This window comes from Ancylobacter mangrovi, from assembly GCF_024752355.1.
Taxonomy (GTDB): Bacteria; Pseudomonadota; Alphaproteobacteria; order Rhizobiales; family Xanthobacteraceae; genus Ancylobacter; species Ancylobacter mangrovi.
The window spans coordinates 506,805-528,057 of sequence record NZ_JANTHZ010000001.1; the positions used below are offsets into that span (position 1 = coordinate 506,805).

22 protein-coding genes and 1 tRNA gene are annotated in these 21,253 nt (G+C 69.4%); 13 read left to right on the forward strand and 10 right to left on the reverse strand.

Annotated elements, in window-relative coordinates; translation table 11 throughout:
- Positions 1-54 precede the first annotated feature (54 nt).
- Positions 55-129 (forward strand) — tRNA-Val (locus NVS89_RS02370).
- A 719-nt stretch (positions 130-848) separates the two neighbouring features.
- The gene (locus tag NVS89_RS02375; protein WP_258730870.1) at positions 849-1,442 is read left to right on the forward strand and encodes a L,D-transpeptidase; all 594 of its coding nucleotides are present in this window, start codon (positions 849-851) and stop codon (positions 1,440-1,442) included.
- Between the two features lie 189 nt (positions 1,443-1,631).
- On the opposite strand, the gene NVS89_RS02380 is transcribed toward NVS89_RS02375, so the two are convergent.
- Positions 1,632-2,012, reverse strand: coding sequence for a gamma-butyrobetaine hydroxylase family protein (locus NVS89_RS02380; protein ID WP_258730872.1), 381 nt, complete (start codon positions 2,010-2,012; stop codon positions 1,632-1,634).
- A gap of 233 nt (positions 2,013-2,245) precedes the next feature.
- On the opposite strand from NVS89_RS02380, the gene moaA reads away from it, so the two are divergent.
- The 3 genes from moaA (at position 2,246) to NVS89_RS02395 (ending at position 5,699) form a co-directional block, all read left to right on the forward strand.
- Positions 2,246-3,292, forward strand: coding sequence for a GTP 3',8-cyclase MoaA (moaA, locus tag NVS89_RS02385; protein WP_258730873.1), 1,047 nt, complete (start codon positions 2,246-2,248; stop codon positions 3,290-3,292).
- A 211-nt stretch (positions 3,293-3,503) separates the two neighbouring features.
- A complete protein-coding gene (locus NVS89_RS02390; protein WP_258730874.1) occupies positions 3,504-4,691 on the forward strand; it encodes an MFS transporter in 1,188 nt (395 codons plus the stop codon).
- Between the two features lie 78 nt (positions 4,692-4,769).
- A complete protein-coding gene (locus tag NVS89_RS02395; RefSeq protein ID WP_258730875.1) occupies positions 4,770-5,699 on the forward strand; it encodes a DMT family transporter in 930 nt (309 codons plus the stop codon).
- Positions 5,700-5,736: 37 nt separating this feature from the next.
- Here NVS89_RS02395 and NVS89_RS02400 read toward each other — a convergent pair whose 3' ends face one another.
- Both NVS89_RS02400 and NVS89_RS02405 read right to left on the reverse strand, forming a co-directional pair.
- A complete protein-coding gene (locus tag NVS89_RS02400) occupies positions 5,737-6,909 on the reverse strand; it encodes a TRAP transporter substrate-binding protein (RefSeq protein WP_258730876.1) in 1,173 nt (390 codons plus the stop codon).
- Between the two features lie 123 nt (positions 6,910-7,032).
- The gene (locus tag NVS89_RS02405; protein WP_258730877.1) at positions 7,033-8,121 is read right to left on the reverse strand and encodes a TRAP transporter substrate-binding protein; all 1,089 of its coding nucleotides are present in this window, start codon (positions 8,119-8,121) and stop codon (positions 7,033-7,035) included.
- Positions 8,122-8,503: 382 nt separating this feature from the next.
- Here NVS89_RS02405 and NVS89_RS02410 point away from each other — a divergent pair, with 382 nt between their 5' ends.
- Positions 8,504-9,310 (forward strand): hypothetical protein, encoded by an 807-nt coding sequence (locus tag NVS89_RS02410; protein ID WP_258730879.1) that lies wholly within the window; start codon positions 8,504-8,506, stop codon positions 9,308-9,310.
- 142 nt (positions 9,311-9,452) lie between these two features.
- On the opposite strand, the gene NVS89_RS02415 is transcribed toward NVS89_RS02410, so the two are convergent.
- Positions 9,453-10,634 carry an Mrp/NBP35 family ATP-binding protein gene (locus tag NVS89_RS02415; RefSeq protein WP_258730880.1) on the reverse strand — a complete coding sequence of 394 codons (1,182 nt, stop codon included), beginning with the start codon at positions 10,632-10,634 and terminating at the stop codon, positions 9,453-9,455.
- Between the two features lie 244 nt (positions 10,635-10,878).
- Between NVS89_RS02415 and NVS89_RS02420 the strand changes: the two genes are divergently transcribed.
- From NVS89_RS02420 to NVS89_RS02430, 3 genes are all read left to right on the forward strand, one after another.
- Complete coding sequence (locus NVS89_RS02420; protein ID WP_258730882.1) at positions 10,879-11,655, forward strand: ABC transporter substrate-binding protein; 777 nt, start codon at positions 10,879-10,881, stop codon at positions 11,653-11,655.
- An 83-nt stretch (positions 11,656-11,738) separates the two neighbouring features.
- Complete coding sequence (locus NVS89_RS02425) at positions 11,739-12,461, forward strand: ABC transporter permease (protein WP_258730883.1); 723 nt, start codon at positions 11,739-11,741, stop codon at positions 12,459-12,461.
- Complete coding sequence (locus tag NVS89_RS02430; protein ID WP_374114510.1) at positions 12,461-13,210, forward strand: ABC transporter permease; 750 nt, start codon at positions 12,461-12,463, stop codon at positions 13,208-13,210. Before NVS89_RS02425 ends, NVS89_RS02430 begins: the two co-directional genes overlap by 1 nt.
- A 4-nt stretch (positions 13,211-13,214) precedes the next feature.
- Here the strand turns inward: NVS89_RS02430 and NVS89_RS02435 are convergent, their stop codons facing one another.
- The 3 genes from NVS89_RS02435 to cobT all read right to left on the reverse strand — a co-directional run bounded on the left by NVS89_RS02435 (position 13,215) and on the right by cobT (position 15,528).
- Positions 13,215-13,886, reverse strand: coding sequence for a uracil-DNA glycosylase family protein (locus NVS89_RS02435; RefSeq protein ID WP_258730884.1), 672 nt, complete (start codon positions 13,884-13,886; stop codon positions 13,215-13,217).
- A gap of 95 nt (positions 13,887-13,981) precedes the next feature.
- Positions 13,982-14,509, reverse strand: a complete 528-nt coding sequence (locus NVS89_RS02440; protein WP_258730885.1) for a thermonuclease family protein — start codon at positions 14,507-14,509, stop codon at positions 13,982-13,984.
- Positions 14,506-15,528 (reverse strand): nicotinate-nucleotide--dimethylbenzimidazole phosphoribosyltransferase, encoded by a 1,023-nt coding sequence (gene cobT, locus NVS89_RS02445; RefSeq protein ID WP_258730886.1) that lies wholly within the window; start codon positions 15,526-15,528, stop codon positions 14,506-14,508. The genes NVS89_RS02440 and cobT overlap by 4 nt, the downstream gene beginning before the upstream one ends.
- Before the next feature lie 196 nt (positions 15,529-15,724).
- Here cobT and bluB point away from each other — a divergent pair, with 196 nt between their 5' ends.
- The 4 genes from bluB to NVS89_RS02465 are packed head-to-tail and all read left to right on the forward strand — an operon-like array spanning position 15,725 to position 18,164.
- On the forward strand, positions 15,725-16,378 hold the full coding sequence (gene bluB, locus NVS89_RS02450) for a 5,6-dimethylbenzimidazole synthase (RefSeq protein ID WP_258730887.1): 654 nt from the start codon (positions 15,725-15,727) through the stop codon (positions 16,376-16,378).
- Between the two features lie 18 nt (positions 16,379-16,396).
- On the forward strand, positions 16,397-17,197 hold the full coding sequence (cobS, locus tag NVS89_RS02455) for an adenosylcobinamide-GDP ribazoletransferase (protein ID WP_258730888.1): 801 nt from the start codon (positions 16,397-16,399) through the stop codon (positions 17,195-17,197).
- A gap of 14 nt (positions 17,198-17,211) precedes the next feature.
- Positions 17,212-17,442, forward strand: coding sequence for a DUF1289 domain-containing protein (locus NVS89_RS02460; RefSeq protein WP_258730890.1), 231 nt, complete (start codon positions 17,212-17,214; stop codon positions 17,440-17,442).
- Positions 17,439-18,164, forward strand: a complete 726-nt coding sequence (locus NVS89_RS02465; RefSeq protein WP_258730891.1) for a TIGR02281 family clan AA aspartic protease — start codon at positions 17,439-17,441, stop codon at positions 18,162-18,164. The genes NVS89_RS02460 and NVS89_RS02465 overlap by 4 nt, the downstream gene beginning before the upstream one ends.
- Positions 18,165-18,171: 7 nt before the next feature.
- On the opposite strand, the gene NVS89_RS02470 is transcribed toward NVS89_RS02465, so the two are convergent.
- The 3 genes from NVS89_RS02470 to NVS89_RS02480 form a co-directional block, all read right to left on the reverse strand.
- Entirely contained in the window at positions 18,172-18,981 is an 810-nt protein-coding gene (locus NVS89_RS02470; protein ID WP_309486515.1) for a sulfite exporter TauE/SafE family protein, read from the reverse strand.
- A gap of 26 nt (positions 18,982-19,007) precedes the next feature.
- On the reverse strand, positions 19,008-20,006 hold the full coding sequence (dusA, locus tag NVS89_RS02475; RefSeq protein WP_258730893.1) for a tRNA dihydrouridine(20/20a) synthase DusA: 999 nt from the start codon (positions 20,004-20,006) through the stop codon (positions 19,008-19,010).
- Between the two features lie 222 nt (positions 20,007-20,228).
- Entirely contained in the window at positions 20,229-21,149 is a 921-nt protein-coding gene (locus tag NVS89_RS02480) for a hypothetical protein (RefSeq protein ID WP_258730894.1), read from the reverse strand.
- Between the last annotated feature and the right edge of the window lie 104 nt (positions 21,150-21,253).

Sequence of the window (21,253 nt, forward strand, 5' to 3'; positions counted from 1 at the left end):
CACACTAAATCCTGCCGCCGCAAGACGGACGGCCCGACGCGTTCGGGCCCGGGCGGGCGATTAGCTCAGCGGGAGAGCACTCCCTTCACACGGGAGGGGTCGCAGGTTCAATCCCTGCATCGCCCACCATTTTTCCCTAGTGTTATCAAAGCGTTGCGCAGATAACCGCTTCCGCAAGCGTTGCACGGAAGTGCGAACGACAGCCGAACACGGCGCCGCCACTCGTGGAAAACGCGTGGAAACGCGAGGGTCGGTTCTAGTTCCGTTCGCCCCTTCCCCCAGACAGGCGCCATCGGTTGGATATTCGCTGTCCAGCGCATTCGGAATGCCCCCTCCCTCCTCTTCGTCGCCCTTCATGGCAAGGAATGTTGGTCCGCGATGAAGATCTGGGGCCGGTCCGACTTCATTCATCGCCGTTGGGATTTTCGCGCCAAGCGAGAAATCTTGGCGGGCGACGTGCTCAGTTTGCGACCGGATCGGACTTCGATCGCCCAAGCCCGGCAAAGCTGAAGCTGGAATCGACCGCGATGTTCTGTTGCGTGGGAGAAGCAGGAGCGCCTTTGAGGGTCGAACCTGCGACCCCTCCCGTGTGAAGGGAGTGCTCTCCCGAGCCGACGCATGAAACCACAATGGTCCGAAAACCTGGCACCCGATACTCGCCTGAAGGGCCAGTTCCCCTCCCCCTGTGACCGCGTCGCCATAGGCGGGGCGGAAACGGCGCCGTAACGTCACCGCCGGGCCGTTGTTTGCCCTTTACGCGCCGGAAAGACTAAAGTCCTCAGCGTTGCACGGGGCCGGCCGGTCGTTCCGGCCGCGCAACAGGGAACTGGATTTCGTAGGGGCTTAAGATGCGACTGAATCGACTTGCCGCCCTCGCCGTCGCCGCTCTGCTTGCCGGCGCGACCTGGGCGGGCACTTCGCCGGCAAGCGCCGAGGAGGGATTCTTCTTCGGACTGTTTGCCAAGCCGTATGACTTCGGCAACGGGCCCGGCGGCGCCTCCTCCATCCGCCGCCAGCTCGTGCGCTATGACGGCAAATACGGGCCCGGCACGGTGATCGTGAACACCGGCGAGCGCCGGCTCTATCTCGTGCAGGACAACGGCACGGCCCTGAAATACGGCATCGGCGTCGGGCGCGACGGCTTCCGCTGGGCGGGCGTGAACACCATCAGCCGCAAGGCCGAGTGGCCGGGCTGGACCCCGCCGTCGCAGATGCTGAAGCGCCGGCCGGACCTGCCGCGCTACATGCCCGGCGGCATCGACAACCCGCTCGGGGCGCGCGCGCTCTATCTCGGCAACACGCTCTACCGCATCCACGGCTCCAACGAGCCGGAGTCGATCGGCCAGGCCGTCTCGTCCGGCTGCATCCGCATGACCAATGACGACGTCATCGACCTCTACGACCGCGTGCGGGTCGGCACCAAGGTGGTCGTGCTGAGGTAGGACACCGGGCGGCGTGCCGGCACCGGGACGCCGCCCGCCATCGGGCCTCCCAGCCGGTCTACGCCCTAGGCGCCGACGACTCTGACAGCGGCGCCTTTGACGCCGGCGCCCTGGACATCGGCGACTTTGACATCGGAGCCCGGTGCGGGCTCCCGGCGGCGGGGCGCCCTGCCCCCGCCCCCCACGGACTCAGTGCCGGCGCACCGTCCCGGGCGTGTCGCGCGAGAGGTTGCGCGAGGCGAGCTCCTGCTGGTAGCGCGTCCAGCGCGCCTCCTGCTCGCGGCCGAGCTCGTGGAACGTGTCCCAGGTGTAGATGCCGGTCGAATGGCCGTCGTCGAAGACGAGCCGCACCGCGTAATTGCCGACCGGGATCACCTCGGCGATGCGCACCTCGCGCTTGCCGGCCACGAGCTGGCGGTCGGCCGCGGAATGGCCCTGCACCTCGGCCGAGGGGCTCTCCACCCGCAGATATTCGGCCGCCAGGGTGAAGCTCGAGCCGTCCTCGAAGGCGATGGTCAGCGCGCTGTGGTCCTTGTGAACCTTGATCTCGGTCGGCCAGGCATCGGTCACGGCGGTCTTTCCCCTTTGCACATCATCCCCACATAGAGGCGACGGGTCCGCCCGCCAAGCCTCGCGCCGGCATGCACGCGCAAACGTGCATATCGGAAGGTTCTCACCGCGACGTGATGGTCAAGTGGCTCCGGTAATCGCCCCATAGACGCCACCGCCTTGGCACCCCTGGGGCAAGCGGGTAAAAACGTCAGACACTGGCGCCGCTTAGCAGCGCCACGGGAGCGAAGGTAGTGACGAACCAGGAAGCCCTCATCGACCGGATCCAGCGCGAGGCCCCACGCCCGCCGCTCGTCGACACGTTCGGCCGGGCGGTGAGCTATTTGCGCGTCTCGGTCACCGACAGGTGCGACTTCCGCTGCGTGTACTGCATGGCGGAGCACATGACCTTCCTGCCGAAGCCCGAGCTGCTGACGCTGGAAGAGCTCGACCGGCTGTGCTCGGCCTTCGTCGCGCGCGGGGTGCGGAAGCTGCGCCTGACCGGCGGCGAGCCGCTGGTGCGGCGCGACGTGATGACCCTGTTCCGCTCGCTCTCGCGCCATCTCGATTCCGGCGCGCTGGAGGAGCTGACGCTCACCACCAACGGATCGCAGCTCGCCCGCTTCGCCCGCGAGCTCGCCGATTGCGGGGTGAAGCGCATCAATGTCTCGCTCGACACGCTGGACCCGCAGCGCTTCCGGGCGCTCACCCGCTGGGGCGACCTCGGCAAGGTGCTCGCCGGCATCGACGCCGCGCAGGACGCCGGCATCCATGTGAAGCTGAACGCGGTCGCCCTGCGCGGCGAGAACGAGGACGAGATCCCCGACCTCATCCGCTGGGCCCATGGCCGCGGCATGGACATGTCGCTGATCGAGGTGATGCCGCTCGGCGAGACCGGGGCAGAGCGGCTCGACCAGTACCTGCCGCTCTCCACCGTGCGCGAGCGCCTCGAGCAGCAATGGACGCTGAGCGACATCGCCTTTCGCACCGGCGGCCCGGCGCGCTACGTCTCGATCGCCGAAACCGGCGGGCGGCTCGGCTTCATCACGCCGCTGACGCACAATTTCTGCGAGGGCTGCAACCGCGTCCGCGTCACCTGCACCGGCACGCTCTATATGTGCCTCGGCCAGGACGACGCGGCGGACCTTCGCGCGCCCCTGCGCGCCTCGGAGAGCGACGACCGGCTGCACGCGGCGCTGGACGAAGCGATCTTCCGCAAGCCGAAGGGGCACGACTTCGTCATCGACCGCCCCGGCCGTCCCCCGGCGCTGCGCCGGCACATGAGCGTCACCGGCGGCTGAGACGCCCTCGCGGGGCCCCGCCGGCAGCCGGCTGCCGCCCGTTACCTGCCGCCCTTCCGCTGCATCGCACAGCGCGGCCGAAGCTGCGACATCGGCGCATGGCAGCTCCTACGTAAGCTTTGTTGCTGCATTGCAATGCGATGTGCATAGCTGCTCGCATTACGTAGTGCTAGCAATGCACTGCCCGCCCCGCAAAATGCGAGTCCCTTCCATGCAGCTCCCGCTGTTGGCCCTTGCCATGGCGTCTTTCGGCATTGGCACCACCGAATTCGTCATCATGGGACTGCTGCCGGAAGTGGCCGCCGATCTCGGCGTGACGATCCCGGCCGCGGGCATGCTCGTCACCGGCTACGCGCTCGGCGTGGTGATCGGCGCGCCGATCCTCGCCATCGCCACCAACCCGCTGCCGCGCAAGGCGACGCTGATGGTGCTCGCCAGCGTGTTCGTGGTCGGCAACTTCCTCTGCGCCATCGCGCCGGACTACTGGCTGCTGATGGGCGCGCGCGTCGTCACCGCCTTCTGCCACGGCGCCTTCTTCGGCATCGGCGCGGTGGTCGCCGCGAGCCTGGTGCCGCCGAACCAGCGCGCCAGCGCCATCGCGCTCATGTTCGCCGGGCTGACGCTCGCCAATGTGCTGGGCGTGCCGCTCGGCACCGCGCTCGGCCAGGCGCTGGGCTGGCGCTCCACCTTCTGGGCGGTGGTGCTGATCGGCATCCTCGCGGTCAGCGCGATCGCGCTCTGGGTGCCGCGCGACATTCCCCATGCGGCCGGCAACATCCTGCGCGAATTCGGCGTGCTGAAGCGCCCGCAGGTGCTCATCACCATGCTCATCAGCGTGGTGGCCTCGGCGAACCTGTTCGTCGTCTTCACCTATATCGCGCCGCTGCTGCGCGAGGTGACCGGGCTCGCCCCGCACACCGTGACCTATGTGCTGCTGCTGTTCGGCGTGGGCATCACCATCGGCAACATACTGGGCGGGCGCCTTGCCGACTGGCGGCTGATGCCCTCGCTGATGGGCATCTTCGTCGGCCTCGCCGCCATACTGGTGGTGATGGTGTTCGCCAGCCCCTTCCCGGCGTTGACGGTGCCGACCGTATTCGTGTGGAGCATACTGGTGTTCGCCGTGGTGGCGCCGATCCAGACCCGCGCGGTCGATTCCGCGGTCGGCGCGCCCAACCTCGCCTCGACCCTCAACCAGGGCGCCTTCAACCTCGGCAACGCCGCCGGCGCGTGGATCGGCGGCGCGGCGATCGCGCTCGGGGCGAGCTATGCGGACCTGCCGTGGATGGGCGCGACGCTGTCGCTGGTCGCTCTCGGCCTGTGCATGGTCTCGCAGGCCATCGAGCGTCGCGAGGGGCGCCTTGCCGCCGTCACCGACGCCGCGTGCGAGGAGTGCTGAGCACGCGCCGCCGCCCGCCCGCATTCCGTCGCTATTCCGTGGCCTGACTTCCGCATTACCCCTCCGGCATCTCCCTCCATGTATGATCCCACCGCCAATCGCCGCGGCATCCTCCTGATGATCGCCGGCTCCTCGGTCTTCTCGACCAACGACGCCATGTCCAAGCTGGCGCTCGCCTACATCCCGCCGACCGAGATCCTCGCCGTGCGCGGGGCGATGGCGGCGGTGCTGATGCTGCTGCTGATCGCCTGGCGCGGCCAGCTTCCGGCGGTGCGCCACGTGCTGGACCGGCGGGTGCTGGCGCGAGCCTCGGCCGAAGCCTGCGTCGCGGTGCTGTTCATCACCGCGATCGTCACCATGTCGATCGGCGACGCGACCGCGATCCTTCAGGTCGCCCCGCTCGCCACCATGGCGGTGGCGGTGCTGGCCTTCGGCGCGCGGATCGGCGCCGGTCAGTGGGCGGCGGTCGCCGTCGGCTTCCTCGGTGTGATGCTGATCGTCAAGCCGGGCAGCTCGGCCTTCAACGCGGTGGCGCTGCTGCCGCTCGCCTCGGCGCTGCTCATCTCGGCCCGCGACTTCGTCACCGGGCGCATCGGCGCCCATGTGCCGACCCTGGTGGTCACCCTCGCCACCGCCCTGGTCGGCATGGCGATCGGCTTTGGCGGCAGCGCGGTCGAGAGCTGGCAGCCGCTCAACCTGTGGACCATCGCCTATCTGTTCGGCGGCTCGCTGTCGCTGCTGTGCGGCCACATGCTGACCATCGCCGCCTTCCGCGGCGCCGATCCCTCGCTCATCTCGCCCTACCGCTACGCCGCAGTGGTGTGCTCGGTGGGGCTGAGCGCGCTGATGTTCAACAACATGCCGGACCTGATCTCGATCGGGGGCATGGCGCTCATCATGGCCGGCGGGCTCTACACCATGCACCAGCACCGCGCCACGCCGGCCCGCAAGGCCGTCGCGCGGCCGGAGGCCTCGGGCGAGCCGGCGCAGCAGCACGGCTCGCGCTGAGCGCCCGCGAGAGAGCGGGCGTTCCCGGCGCGCGCCCTCACCCGCGCTGGCGGGCGCGGATCATGTAGCCGTCATAGGGATATTCGCCGACCTGCCACCAGAGGTACTCCTCGTTGCGGAAGCCGATCAGCGAATCCATGATCTTCTTGAAGCCGGCGTTCTTGGCGCCAATCTCGGCATAGAGCTCGTTCGCCGCCGTGTAGGAGGCGTCGACGAAGCTCTGCGGGAAGGGGCGAAGCTGGGCGCCCTGGGCCACCAGCCGGCGCAGCGCCGCCGGATTGAAAGCGTCGTACTTGGCCAGCATGTCGGCATTGGCATAGGCCACCGCCGCCTCGAAGATCGCCTGATAGGACTTGGGCAGGTCGTTCCACTTGGCCCGGTTCACGACCACATTCATGGTCGGCCCGCCGTCCCACCAGCCGGGATAGTAGTAATAGGGCGCCACCTTCACGAAGCCGAGCTTCTCGTCGTCATAGGGGCCGACCCATTCGCAGGCGTCGATGGTGCCCTTCTCCAGCGAGGGGTAGATGTCGGCCGGGGCGATCTGCTGCGGCACCACGCCGAGCTTGGCCACCACCTGCCCGGCGATGCCGCCGATGCGGAACTTCAGGCCCTTGAAGTCGTCGAGGCTCTTCACCTCCTTGCGGAACCAGCCGCCCATCTGGGTGCCGGTATTGCCGCCGAGGAAGCCGACGAGGTTGTACTTGGCGAGCACCTCGTCCTGCAGCTCCCGCCCGCCGCCATGGTAGAACCACGCGTTCTGCTGGCGCGCGTTCAGGCCGAAGGGCATGGTGGTGAAGCAGGCGAAGCTCGGGTCCTTGCCTACATAGTAATAGAGCGGGGTCTGGGCGAGCTCGACGGTGCCGTTCTGCACCGCGTCGAGCGCCTGCAGGCCCGGCACGATCTCGCCGGCGGCGAAGTTCTGGATCTGGAACTTCCCGTCCGTCCCCTCGCTAACATATTTCGAGACCAGTTCGTTGGCGCCGAAGATCGCGTCGAGCACCTTGGGCACGCTGGAGGTCAGGCGCCAGCGCACCTGCGGCGCGCTCTGGGCGATGGCGGGCGCGGCCAGCAGGGTCGCCGGCGCGGCGGCCGCCGCCGTGCGCAGGAAGGCGCGGCGGGGAAGACGTCCCCCGGTGGAAGGCGAGGCGTCGTTGTGGCGCGGGAGATCCGGGCGCGGCTGGCCCGTGGCATCGGCTTCTTTGCTCATGGCGCCTTTCCTGTCACTTCGCGCCGGCCGGCGCAACCGCGCTCGAAGGTGCCGCGCGGCACCGGAAACGGACATGCCCGGCACGAGGCCGGGCATGGTGGATCTGTGGTCGCGGGCGCGGGCTCAGCCGCGCGGACGGGTGCGGATCTGGAAGGTGTCGAAGGTGTATTCGGCCACCTGCCACCACAGGTTTTCCTCGTTGCGGAAAGCCTGCATGTTGTCGATGACCTTCTTGAAGTTCGCGTTGTTGGCCGAAATCTCGCCCCAGAGCTGGTTGGTCGCCTTGAGGCAGGCTTCCATGACCTCCATCGGATAGGGGCGAAGCTGCGTGCCGTTTGCCACCAGGCGCTTGATCGCCGGCGGGTTCTGGGCGTCGTAGCGCGCCTGCATGATGGTGTTGGCGTAGGTCGAGCCGGCGATCAGCGCCGCCTGGTAGGGCTTCGGCAGATCGTTGAACTTCTGCAGGTTGGCGAAGGCGTGGATGGTCGGGCCGCCCTCCCACCAGCCGGGGTAGTAGTAGAACTTGGCGACCTTGTAGAAGCCGAGCTTCTCGTCGTCATAGGGGCCGACCCATTCGGCACCGTCGATGGTGCCCTTCTCCAGCGCCGGGTAGATGTCGCCGCCGGCGATCTGCTGCGGCACCGCGCCGAGCTTGGAGAGCACCTGCCCGGCGATGCCACCGATGCGCATCTTCAGGCCCTGCAGGTCGGAGACGGTCTTGATCTCCTTGGAGAACCAGCCGCCCATCTGGGTGCCGGTGTTGCCGCAGGGCAGGCCGTAGACGTTGTAGTTGGCGTAGAACTCGTTGAAGAGCTCGTTGCCGCCGTGCTGGTACAGCCAGGAATTCTGCTGGCGCGCATTGAGGCCGAACGGCACCGAGGCGGCGACGGCGAAGGTGGGGTCCTTGCCGACGAAGTAGTAGGACACGGTGTGGCACATCTCGACCGTGTTGTTCTGCACCGCGTCGAGCACCTGCAGGCCGGGGACGATCTCGCCCGCCGCGAAGACCTGGATCTGGAACTTGCCGTCCGTCAGGTCGGAGACCATCTTCGACATGACTTCGGCGCCGCCATAGATGGTGTCCAGCGACTTGGGGAAGCTGGAGGCGAGACGCCAGCGGATTTCCGGGGCCGACTGGGCGATCGCCGGGGCGGCAAGGGTCGTCGCCGCGACGCCGGTGCCGGCGGCAGCGAGAAACTGACGGCGCTTCATCAGAACATCTCTCCTTAACGGGGTTCCTCACGGGCCCGGTTCTGCCTCATCGCATCCGGGCGCAAACGCTTGTTGGCGAAAGACCTACGCTAGCCCCGCAACCGACGCAACCGCCCGCATCTGCGCCTTTTGTCGAGGGTCGGCGCATCAACGCGCCGCGTTTACGAACATGGCGACGCTGCGGCAGGAGGCGACATGAATTCGCCGCTCCCCACAGGCACTATGCTTCCGGATTTCCTGCAACGTTCACTGAACAACTGGCCCCTGCGCCACTTACCGCTCAGCTAACGTTGAGGGAACAAAGTAATTTCATCCCGATTGTGCAGATACTCGAACAGGGGCTCCGGCCCTCCGGTCCCAAGGTCTATTACGGAGTGATCCTATGAAGTCTTCCGTCATCATGGCCGCCGCTGCGAGCGGGATCGTCTTCTTCGGCATGATCGCCGAGGCCGCCGCCTGGGGGCGCAACGGCACCTTCGTCGGCCGGCGCGGCCACGCTTTCGGCATCATGGGCTCGGGCGGCTGCGCCTCCGGCTCGTGCTGGCGCAACCGTTCCGTCACCGGCCCGCGCGGCTATGGCGTCATGCGGCAGGGCAGCGTGACCCGCAACGCGCCCGGCCGGTGGAGCTATGGCGGCTCGAGCGTCGGCTCGGGCGGGCGCTCCATCACCCGCCAGGGCAGCGCCACCCGCACCGCGCCGGGTCAGTGGAGCTATGGCGGCTCGGCGACCACCGGCAACGGGCGCACGGCCTCCCGGCAGGGCTCGATCTCGGCCGGCAACGGCGCCGTCTCCGCCAACAACACCGTCACGGGCCTCAACGGCAGGACCTACACCACGCAGAAATCGCTGACCGGCACGCCCGGCAATTACAGCTACGCGAAGAGCGTGACCGGCCCGAACGGGCAGAGCGCCAGCCGGCAGGGCGGCGCCACCAGGAGCGCCCCGGGCCAGTGGAGCTATGGCAGCACGGCCACCGGGCCGAATGGCGGCACCGCCTCCAGGCAGGGCAGCGCCACCCGCGCGGCGCCCGGCCAGTGGAACTACGGCGCCACCGGCACCGGCCCGAACGGGGGCACCGCGACGCGCCAGGGCAGCGTGACCAACACCGCCCCCGGTCAGTGGAACTACGGCGAGAGCACTACCGGTCCGCGCGGCGGCACCACCTATCGTCAGGGCACGGTCTACTGAGCGACCCGGGCGCGCCATCCGCCTCCCGTCGCGACGGGGAAGATATGAAAATGCCCGGCTGCGGCCGGGCATTTCTCTTTCCGAGATCTTCAATCCAGAGACCGCGCGGCTTCCGCCCCCCCGGGGGCCAGAGCGTGGCGCGTCAGCTCTCGACCACGATCCGCGGCCCCGGGCGGGCGGCGGCCTGCTTGCCGGCCAGCGCGTCGCGCACCGCGCGGGCGATCGTGCGATAGGTCTCCGCCTCGGCGCTGTCCGGCTTCGTCGCCACCACCGGCAGGCCGGCGTCGGAGGTCTCGCGGATCGACATCTGCAGCGGCACCTCGCCGAGGAACGGCACGCCGAGCCGCTGCGCCTCGTGGCGCGCGCCGCCATGGCCGAAGATGTCCGAGCGCGTGCCGCAATGCGGACACACGAAGTAGCTCATGTTCTCGACCACACCGAGCACCGGCACGTTCACCTTCTGGAACATGGCGATGCCGCGCCGGGCGTCGATCAGGGCGAGGTCCTGCGGTGTCGAGACGATGACCGCGCCGGCGAGCGGCACCTGCTGCGCCATGGTGAGCTGCGCGTCGCCGGTGCCCGGCGGCATGTCGACCACCAGCACGTCGAGCGGCGCCCAGGCGACCTCCTTCAGGAGCTGGCTGATCGCCGACATCACCATCGGCCCGCGCCAGATCATCGCCGTCTCCTCCTCGACGAGGAAGCCGATCGACATCACCTTGAGGTCCCAGGAGCGCAGCGGCTGCAGCATCTTGCCCTGCACGTCCGGCTTGCCCTTCAGCCCCATCAGGCGCGGCACCGACGGGCCATAGATGTCGGCGTCGAGCAGGCCGACCTTCAGCCCGAGCGAGGCGAGGCCGAGCGCCAGGTTGGCCGCCAGCGTCGACTTGCCGACGCCGCCCTTGCCCGAGGCCACGGCGATGATGGCGCCGACGCCCGGCAGGCCGGGGGATTCCTTCTGCGGATCGGCCGGCGGGCGCGGCGCGGCATGGGCGTGGCCCGCATGCGCATGACCGGCATGGCCGCCGGCGCCGGAGACGCGCGCCGGCTGGGCCGGACCGCCGGCGGGCGCCGAGCCGGCCTTGCGCTCGGCGGTCAGCGCCACCAGCGCCGAGGTCACGCCGGGCGTGCCGCGCACGGTGCGCTCCACCGCCGCGCGCACCGGCTCCCAGGCCTGCGCCTCGGCGGCGTCGACCGTGATCGACATGTAGACCTTTCCGTCGGAGACCAGGATCTCGGACAGCGTCCCGGTCTGCGTCACCGGACGGCCGTCCGGCGCGGAAACCTGCGCCAGCCGTGCCTTAACCTCGTCTGCGGTCGCCATTCTCGCGCTCCTGCTTGAACTCTCGTGTGGGTGAGACACCAGCGGGCCGCAAGCGTCAACCCGGCCGCTCCCGTCGCCTCATCGGGGCCGTTTATGACCACCGCATTGCACAATCGGCGACCACTTCGACGATATGACTAGGAATGCATCAACCCCGTTGCGCAACATTCGGAAATAATGCCAGCATGAGTTGCCGGAGAAGAACAACACGCCGGCACCTGAGCAATTTCCAGAGGGGAACAGCATGAGCCTCGTCACCCGTATCGCGGCCGCGGCCGTCTTGGTCGCTGCCACCATCAGCGGCGCTTCCGCCAAGGAGTGGAAGGTCGTCCGCATCGGCACGGAAGGTGCCTACCCGCCCTTCAATTATATCGAAAACAACGAAATCAAGGGCTTCGACATCGATATCGCCAAGGCGCTGTGCGAGAAGATGAAGGTGGAATGCACCTTCGTGGCGCAGGACTGGGACGGCATCATCCCCGCGCTGCTGGCCGGCAAGTACGACGCGATCGTCGCCTCCATGTCGATCACCGAGGAGCGCAAGAAGCAGATCGCCTTCTCGAAGAAGTATTACAACACCCCCGCAAGCTTCGTGGTGCCGAAGGATTCGAAGATCACCGACACCTCCCCCGAGGCGCTGAAGGGCAAGGTGCTGGGCGCCCAGGGCTCGACCATCCACTCCAACTACCTCGAGGATATCTACGGGCCGGCCGGTGCCGAGATAAAGCTCTACGGCAAGCAGGACGAGGCCAATCTCGACCTCGCCAATGGCCGCCTCGACGCGGTGCTCGCCGACAAGGTGGTGCTGCTCGAATGGCTGAACTCGAAGGAAGGCGCCTGCTGCAAGTTCACCGGCGCCGAGTACAAGGATCCGAAATATTTCGGTGAGGGCGTGGGCGTCGGCATCCGCAAGGACGACACCGATCTGGTCGCGATGTTCAACAAGGCGATCGACGAGATCCTCGCCGACGGCACCTACAAGAAGATCAACGACAAGTACTTCCCCTTCAGCGTCTACTGACGCGCGCTCCGCACGGTGCCGTTCCGGAGAGGCTCCCGGGACGGCACACCCTCTCATGACCATCGTGGAGCGGATGCGTCCTCATGCTGGAGCTGCTCGGCCTGCTCTCCTTCGGCCCGGACGGCTGGGGTGACGAGATCGCGCAAGGCGCGCTGCTGACCATCGAGCTGGCGCTCACCACCCTGCCCGTGGGCATCGCCATCGGCCTGGCGGTGGCGCTCGCCAAGGATTCCCATTCGCCGCTGCTGCGCGGCCTCGGCAATTTCTACACCACCATCTTCCGCGGCCTGCCCGAGCTGCTGACGCTGTTCATCGTCTATTATGGCGGGCAGATGCTGTTCACCCGCGTCGCCGGCTACTTCTTCGAGGATGCGCATATCGAGGTGAACCAGTTCGTCGCCGGCGTGGTGGCGCTGGGCCTGGTGCTGGGGGCCTTCTCCAGCGAGGTGCTGCTGGCGGCGATCCGCTCGGTGCCGCGCGGGCAGAAGGAAGCCGCCTCGGCGCTCGGCCTGCCGCGATGGCGGGTGTTCCGCCTCGTCACCTTCCCCCAGCTCTGGCGCGTCGCCCTGCCGGGCCTGTCCAACAACTGGATGGTGCTGCTGAAGGACACCTCGCTGGTCTCGGTGATCGCCATCAGCGACCTCATGCGCGAGACCGCGATCGCGGTCGGCGTGACCAAGCAGCCCTTCTTCTTCTACCTCGTCGCCTGCCTCATCTACCTCGTCTTCTCGGCGGCCTCGAGCGCCGTGTTCGTGCATCTGGAGGCGCGCGCCTCGCGCGGCTTCAAGCGGGTGGGAGGCCACTGATGCAGACACTGCTCGACGCGCTCGGCACCGGCTTCCTGTGGCTGATGGGACTCCTCGGCCTCAATGTCGATCTGATGGAGCGCTACGGCCTGCGCTTCCTCGACGGCGTGCAGGTGACGCTGGAGCTGGTGCTGCTCTCGGTGTTCCTCGGCGCGCTGCTGTCGCTGCCGCTGGCGGTGGCGCGGGTGGAGGGCGGCAAGTTCCTCTCGCGCGCCTCCTTCACCTATTCCTACTTCTTCCGCGGCACGCCGCTGCTGGCGCAGACCTTCCTGGTCTATTACGGCGCCGGCCAGTTCCGCCCCCAGCTCACCGATATCGGCCTGTGGTGGTTCTTCCGCGACGCCTTCAACTGCGCGGTGTTCACCTTCACCCTCAACACCGCCGCCTACCAGGCGGAGATCCTGCGCGGCGGCATCGAGAGCCTGCCGATCGGGCAGATGGAGGCGGCGCGCGCGATCGGGCTGACGCGCTACCAGGCCTATCGCAAAGTGATCCTGCCGCAGGCGATCGCGATCGGCCTGCGCCCGCTCGGCAACGAGCTGGTGCTGATGATCAAGTCGAGCGCCATCGCCTCGGTGATCACGGTCTACGACCTGATGGGCGTGACCCGCCTCGCCTTCTCGCGCTCCTACGACATGGAGGTCTATCTGTGGGCGGCGCTGCTCTACCTCATCATGGTCGAGCTGGTGCGCCGGATCTGGGACGTGCTGGAGCGCCGGTTGAACCGGCACCTCACGCTCTCGCGCTGACGGCTCACACCAGCCGCGCCACCTCGGCCCGCAGCACCGGCACCAGCTCCGCCTCGAACCAGGGATGGCGCTTCAGCCAGCCGGTGTTGCGCCAGGAGGGGTGCGGCAGCGGCATGATGCGCTCGTCTTCCCGCGCCTCGAAGATCTCGCGCCAGCGCGTCACCCGCTCGGTCAGCGAGAGGCCGGCATAGGCGCCGAGGCCGAGCCTCTTCAGATGATAGCTCTGCGAGGCGCTGCCCACCGCGACCACGAGGCCGAAGGGCGGGCGCGCGGCGAACAGCCGGTCGTGCCAGAGCCGCGCGCATTCGCGCCGCGGCGGCAGGTCGCCCCCCTTGGCGTCCTGTCCGGGAAAGCAGAAGCCCATGGCGGCGATGGCCACCCTCTCCTCGTCGTAGAAGGTCGCGCGGTCGATGCCGAGCCACTGGCGCAGCCGGTCGCCCGAGGCGTCGTTGAACGACATGCCGCTGGCATGGACCTTGGTGCCCGGCGCCTGCCCGGCGATCAGCAGCCGCGCCTTCGGGCCCACATGGAGCACCGGATTCGGGGCGTGCGGCAGCGGCCGGCCGAGCGGCGCCTCGACGCAGACCCGGCAGGCGCGGATCCGCGCCAGCAGTTCGTCGAGCGTTTCGCGGCGCGCCGGGGCATCGACGATGCGGGCGGAGGGGGAAGCGGGCATGGGCCCTAGATAGGCATGCGCGGCGGCCGGCGAAAGCGGTCGCGCCGTCAGGCGTTCCCTCGCGCCCTCCGGGGGGTCGTGGAAAGCCGGCAGGCTTAGTCCGCGCCGCGCGGATGGCGGGCGCGCCAGTTCGCCGGCATCTCGAACGGCCCGGCCCAGATGCCGCGGCGTTCCTCGCGGGCGGTGCTCTGCTCGCCCGTATAGGCGAGGCCGGTCGCCACCGCCCAGCCCTGCGCGACCAGCGCCGCGCCGATGTCGCGGCCATCCGCCTCGCAGATCGCCACCGCGCGGCCGTAGCGGTCCTCGTCGACCGGCCGGCAGTTCACCTTCGCGCCGGCGACGAGCGCCTGCAGCGCCGCCTTCGCCTTCTCCCCGCACGGCCAGCGCGTGGCTGCCTCGCCGCAGCTCTGGTGGAGCTCGGGGGCGTCGATGCCCTCCAGCCGCACCCGCACCCCGTCGAGTTCGAGGCTGTCGCCGTCGGCCACCCGCACCGCGCCGGTGAGCGGCGGCACGAAATGTTCCACCACCAGCGCGATCACCACCAGCACCACCGCGACGAGGATCGAGCCGCGCGTGGAGGGCCGCCAGCGCGTGCCGGCACGCCGTGGCGCGCGCCGCCTCACGCGTCCGCCACGCCCGCCTCGGCGAAGGTCGCCATGCCGGAATGACAGGCGAGTGCGGACTTGATGACGCCGATCGACAGCGCCGCGCCAGAGCCCTCGCCGAGCCGCATGCCGAGGTCGAGCAGCGGCTCGAGGCCGAGGCGCTCCAGCACCCGGCGATGCGCCGGCTCGGCCGAGACATGGCCGGCGAAGCAGTGGTCGAGCGCGTGCTCGTCCATGGCGCGGAGCACGGCGGCGGCGGCGGTGACGACATAGCCGTCGAGCACCACCGGCACGCGCTGCATGCGGGCGGCGAGAATGGCGCCGGCCATCGCCGCCACCTCGCGCCCGCCGAGCTTGCGCAGCACCTCCAGCGGGTCGTCGAGATGGTCCCTGGCGCGGGCGACCGCCGCGCGCACCGTCTCGACCTTGCGGGCCAGCGTCTCGCCGGTGGAGCCGGTGCCGGGGCCGACCCATTCCTCCGCCTCGCCCCCATAGAGGCCGTGGAAGATGGCGGCGGCGACGGTGGTGTTGCCGATGCCCATCTCGCCGAGGCACAGCAGGTCCGGCTCGCCGGCCAGCGCCTCCATGCCGAAGGCCATGGTGGCGGCGCATTCGGCCTCGGTCAGCGCGTCCTCGACGACGATGTCGGGGCTCGGCAGGTCGAGCGCGAGGTCGAAGACCCTGAGCCCGGCGCCGAACACGCCGCAGATCTGGTTCACCGCCGCCTTTCCGGCGGTGAAGGTGGCGACCATCTGCTTGGTCACCTCCGGCGGATAGGGCGAGACGCCGCGGCTGGCGACGCCGTGGGTGGCGGCGAAGACGGCGACGGTGGGCCGGTTCACCACCGGGATCGCCCGCCCCTGCCAGCCGGCGATGTCGATGGCGATCGCCTCCAGCCGGCCGAGTGCGCCCGGCGGCTTGACCAGCTCGCCCTGGCGCGCGGCGGCGGCGGCGCGGGCCGCCCCGTCGGGTCCCGGCATGGTGGCGACGAGGTTGCGAATGTCGTCGAAGGGCAGGCCGGAGACGGCGCGCGGCATGGGACTTCCTTCTTGGGCCTTCTGGCGCGGCGGATGCACGCGGCGGTGGGATTCGGCGATGGGACTCGGCGAAAGGACTCGGCAGGTTGCACACAGCGCGCCGGTAACAGGGCTCGCCTCCGGCGCGGCGGCGGGGTAGACCCTCCCACAGGAGCGCGCAACCCCCAATCCGCCAGACCCGCGCCTCGGGCCGCCCATGACGTCGCAGGCTACGACACCGCCCCGCTTCGATGCCGCCTTCCGCACGCGGCTCGACGCGCTGTTCGCCTGGCGGCGCGACGTGCGCCATTTCGAGCGGGGACCGCTGGCGCCGGGCGTGCTCGACGACTTGCTGGCGCAGGCGACCGAGGCGCCGAGCGTCGGCCTGAGTCAGCCCTGGCGCTTCGTTCTGGTGCGCGCGCCCGAGCGCCGCGCCGATATCCGCGCGATCTTCGAGACCTGCAACGCGCAGGCGCTGGCCGGTCAGGCGAGCGAGCGGGCCGGGCTCTATGCGCGGCTCAAGCTCGCCGGCCTCGACGACGCGCCCGAGCACGTCGCCGTGTTCGTCGAGCCCGAGCCGGAGGCGGGCCACGGCCTCGGGCGCGCCACCATGCCCGAGACGGTCGCCTATTCGGCGGTGATGGCCATCCACACGCTGTGGCTCGCCGCCGCGGCGCGCGGGGTGGGCCTCGGCTGGGTGTCGATCCTCGACCCGCAGGCGGTGCGCGCCGCGCTCGACCTGCCCGAGCGCTGGCAGCTCGTGGGCTATCTGTGCATCGGCTACCCGGCCGAGCCCTCGCGCGTGCCCGAGCTCGAGCGCAAGGGCTGGGAGCACCGCCGCCCCCTCGCCGATTTCCTGCTGACGCGCTGAACCGGATCGAAGGACACCATGCCCCTGCCCGTCCTGTCCGATGTGCCCGAGGCGCTGCGCTTCCTGACCAGGCTCCCGGTGCCCGGAAGCGGCGCGGCGCCGGCAGCGAGCGACGGGCCGGCGCGCCCCTATATGGACCGGCTGGCCCCGGCCTTCCCCGTCGCCGGCGCCATCATCGGCCTGCTCGGCGCGCTCGTCCTCGCCGTCGGCCTTGCCATCCATCTCGGGAGCTGGGTCTCCAGCGTCCTCGCCGTCGCGGTGATGACGGCGATCACCGGCGCGCTGCACGAGGACGGCCTCGCCGACACGGCCGACGGGCTCGGCGGCAACGGCATCGAACGGCGCCTCGAGATCATGAAGGACAGCCGCATCGGCAGCTTCGGCGTGCTGGCGCTGGTGCTGGCGATGCTGCTGAAGGTCGGCGCGCTGCAGGGATTGTCGTTCGCCAGCGGGCTCGGCGCCGGTGCGGCGCTGGTCGCCGCGGGGGCGCTCTCGCGCACTGCCGGCCCCTGGATGCTGGCCGTGCTGCCGCCGGCGCGAGCGAGCGGTCTCGCCGCCGGGGTCGGCCGTCCCTCGCCCGCGGCCTGCCGGATGGCGGCCGCCATCGGTGTCGTGATCGCCTTCGCGGTGACGGTGCCGGTGTTCGGCCTGGCGGCGTTCGTGGTCGCCCTCATCTTTGGAATCGCAGCCTTTTTCGGCATCGTCCGCCTTGCCCGCGCCCAATTCGGCGGGCAGACGGGAGACATTGCCGGGGCCGCCATCGTGGCGGTGGAGATTGCCTTCCTCACGGGCCTGCTTATCTTCGCGCGGCAGCTTTGAGCCGACCGAATCCGATGCCGACAACCGTCTCCACTCCTTGCGTTGCCACCTGCACGCTCGACGCGGGCGGGCGCATCTGTATCGGTTGCGGCCGTACCATCGAGGAGATCGGCGCCTGGAGCAGGATGAGCGAAAGCGAGCGCCGCGCCGTCATGGCGCGCCTCGCAGCGAGCCGCGCGGCGGACGCCGCAGCGACCGCCCGCGCGCCGGCACGCCCCGCCCGGATGCGGGAGGGCGCGCGGTGAACAATGACCGCCTGATGTGGATCGTGGTGATCGGCCTTGCCGCCGGCATCGGCCTGATCGCCTGGAGCGAGGCCACCGGCGGCATAGCCGGCCTCGGCGCGCGCCAGCTCGCCCATCTCGTCACCTACGGGGCGATCGGGCTGGTGGTGGGCGCGGCGGTGGTGGCGACCTTCACCGGCCGGCTCGGCGAGGCGCTGCGCGCGGTGGCGCTGTGGCTGGTCATCTTCGCCGTGCTGGCGGCCGGCTACACCTACCGGGTGGAGATCCACGCCGTCGCCTACCGGGTGCTGGCCGAGCTCGCACCCGGCTACGCGGTGCCGCTCGCCGATCGCGGCGCGCCGGCGGTCGAGGTGGCGCGGGCGAGCGATGGCGACTTCAACGTGCGGGTCGAGATCAATGACAGCCGCATCCCGATGCTGGTCGACACCGGCGCCTCGAGCGTCGTGCTGACGCCCGAGGACGCGGTCGCGGTCGGCCTGCCGATCGAATTCCTGCGCTACGACATCCCGATCGACACCGCCAACGGGCGCGGCAAGGCGGCCGCCGTGGTGCTCGACCGGGTGGCCATCGCCGGCAGCATCGAGGAACGCAACGTGCCGGCGCTGATCGCCAGCCCCGGCACGCTCAAGCACAGCCTCCTGGGCATGAGCTTCCTCTCCCGCCTCGGCAGCTTCGAGATCAGTGGAGAGAAGCTGATAATGCGGGCCAAGATCGCGCAGTAACGCACGCTCAGCGCATCATCAGCGCGACCAGGAAGCGCAGCCCGGTTATCAGCAGGAACAGGCCGAAGCCGATCTCGAGCTGGCGCCGGGTGAAGGCGTGGGCGAGCCGCGCGCCGAGCGGCGCCACCAGCGTCGCGATGCCGCCGACCAGTATCAGCGCCGGCAGCGAGACATAGCCGATGGAGAGCGGCGGCAGGCTGGCGAGATGGGGAATGCCGCTCAGCATGTAGCCGATGGTGCCCGGCACGGCGATCAGCGCGCCGAGGCCCACCGAGGTGGCGATGGCGTCGTGGATCGGCACCCGGTAGAGCGTGAGCACCACGGTCGCGATGCCGCCGCCGCTGATGCCGATCAGCGGCGAGGCGGCGCCGATGCCGAAGCCGTAGGCCGCCATGGCGGCGCGGCCCGGCAGCGTCTCGCCCAGCACCCATCTCGACCCGGCGAACAGCATCTTCGAGGACATCAGCGCGGCGAAGACGACGAACGCGCCCTGCAGCACGATGTCCGGCGACACCGCCGCGAGCAGCGTGCCGCTGATCACGCCGGCGAGGACCGACGGCGCCCATCGCCGCAGCACCTGGCTGTCCACGCGGGTGCGCGCGCGGTGCGCGAGGAAGGAGCGCAGCGCTGTGGGCACGATGATCGCCAGCGACGAGCCGACCGCCAGATGCATGCGCTCGGCTTCGGGAACGCCGAGCGTGCCGAACATCTCGTAGAGGACGGGGACGACGATCGCCCCGCCGCCGACGCCGAACAGGCCCGCCAGCATGCCGGTGGCGAAGCCCGCCGCCAGCAGCGCGCCGGCAAGCCAGATCAAGTGCTCAAGAGGTATGGACTGCAGCATTACGCCACCAGGGAACGCCTTTCTTCCGCCCGACGAACCTCGTCGACGGCGGCGCGCAGGACGGCGAGACCGGCCTCCGGCCTCACCCCTTCCATGGCGAGGCGGCGACGATAGGCCCGCGCACCGGGGCGGCCGGTGAACAGACCCAGCATATGACGGGTGACGTCGTGAAGACGCCCGCCGGCGGCGAGATGCGCGCCGATATAGGGCTCGAACGCCTCCACCGCGGCGAAGGCGTCGGCGTGGGGAGGCGCCTCGCCGAACAGGCGGGCATCGACCTCGAGCAGCAGCTCGGGCTGCTGGTAGGCCGCGCGGCCGAGCATCGCGCCGTCGACATGGCGAAGCTGCGCCTCCACCTCGTCCAGCGAACCGATCCCCCCGTTGATGCTGACCGGCACGCCGGGCAGGCGGCGCTTGAGCCGGTGCACGCGGTCGTAGTCGAGCGGGGGAATGTCGCGGTTCTCCTTCGGCGACAGGCCTTCCAGCCACGCCTTGCGGGCATGGACGACGAGCGCGTCCGCGCCGGCCGCGAGCACGGCGTCGGCAAGCCGGTCCAGCGCCACCTCCGGGTCCTGGTCGTCGACGCCGATGCGGCACTTCACCGTGACGGGGATGTCGACGCGCGCCTTCATCGCCGCCACGCAGGCGGCCACGAGCTCGGGGTCGCGCATCAGGCAGGCGCCGAAATTGCCGCCCTGCACCCGGTCGGAGGGGCAGCCGACATTGAGGTTGATCTCGTCATAGCCGCGATCGGCGCAGATCGCCGCCGCCTGCGCCAGCGCATCCGGGTCCGAGCCGCCGAGCTGGACCGCAACCGGATGCTCGTCCTCGCCGAAGCCGATGAGGCGGTCGCGGTCGCCGAAGATCACCGCGTTTGCGGTCACCATCTCCGTATAAAGCCGCGCCCGGCGCGAGAGCAGGCGATGGAAAGCCCGGCAGTGGCGGTCGGACCAGTCCATCATCGGCGCGACGGAAAATCGGTGTTCGTGAAAAGCCATCATTCTTCTTGCCGGGCGGACATGCCCGTGGGCGCTCCATGTACTCGTTCGTACGCCATTAGACGCCCATTTGCGCGGCCTTTCGACCGGGCGGCGCGGAAAACGCGCCGAAACGGCATCACCACAGGCGATTCCGCCGCCGTGCATATCAATGATATGGCAGAGCGCGGCACGGCGCTACCGCCATCTGCGCCGGATGGAGGGCGCCGCGCGGCCGCGCTGCTATTTGTAGTAGGTGCGGTAGGTGCGGACCATGCTCGGCACGAATTCGCGCAGGATCGCCTTGATCCCGAGCGCCTTGCCGTTCTGCCGGTAGAGGTAGTTCGTCACCACCGCCCGCATGACGTTTTCGGGATAGGTCTCGCGGAAGAGGAACAGCAGCTCGTTCTTCTCGAGCAGATGATGGAGATAGGACCCGGCCGGCGGGGCTATGCTCTTCCAGTAGCCGATCGTGGTCAGGATGTTGTTGAACAGATGGACGGTGACCGCGTCGTCGCATTTCGAGGCGCAGAAGTCGAAATGTTCCGGCAGCAGGACCTTCCATATGTCCTGATAGTCGATCGGATAGAAGGCGACGTGCGGGGTCGGCTCGATCGGCCCGCCGAGCACGCGGTTGACCCGCTCGATCAGCGCCGGCCCGGTTTCCCCCCAGCGCAGATCACGGTCGAACAGCTTGTGGACCTCCTCGCGCAGCGTGGTCAGGACCTCTGTGTCGGAGATGTAGATGATCGCGTTGTTCAGCCCGCGCGGCTCCTCCGCGATCAGCAGATTGGAGCGGTCGGCGAAATTGCCCTCGCCGATCATCAGCACGTCGATGTCGACCCAGGTGAGGTTGCGCCGGCGCATCATCTCGTAGCGGAAGAAATCCGAGAAATGGCACACGTCGGGCCGGCCGTTGTAGATGATGCGCTGGCCGATCGCCTCGGGAACGATCGCCGCCGCATCCTCGACCGCGATCCCCTCCGGCACGTTTTCCAGCGGCGCGTAGGAGAACAGGGTGAGGTCGATGCCCCGGCGCAGGAACGAGAGCAGGCACGCCTGGTCGAGCGCGCTGAGCGTGCCGCGCGCCCAGAACGTGCCGACACCCTCGCCGGGAAAGGCGCTGCGCGCCTTGAAGGCGCCCTTGCCCGGCCTGCCGCGCACCGCACCCGCCCTCTGTGCGGCGTCAAGTTGCTGTTCGCCATATCGCATCGCGTCATCGCCCTCGCATAAGCCCTGCCCCGGAAACGCCGTGCGACGAACTCGCG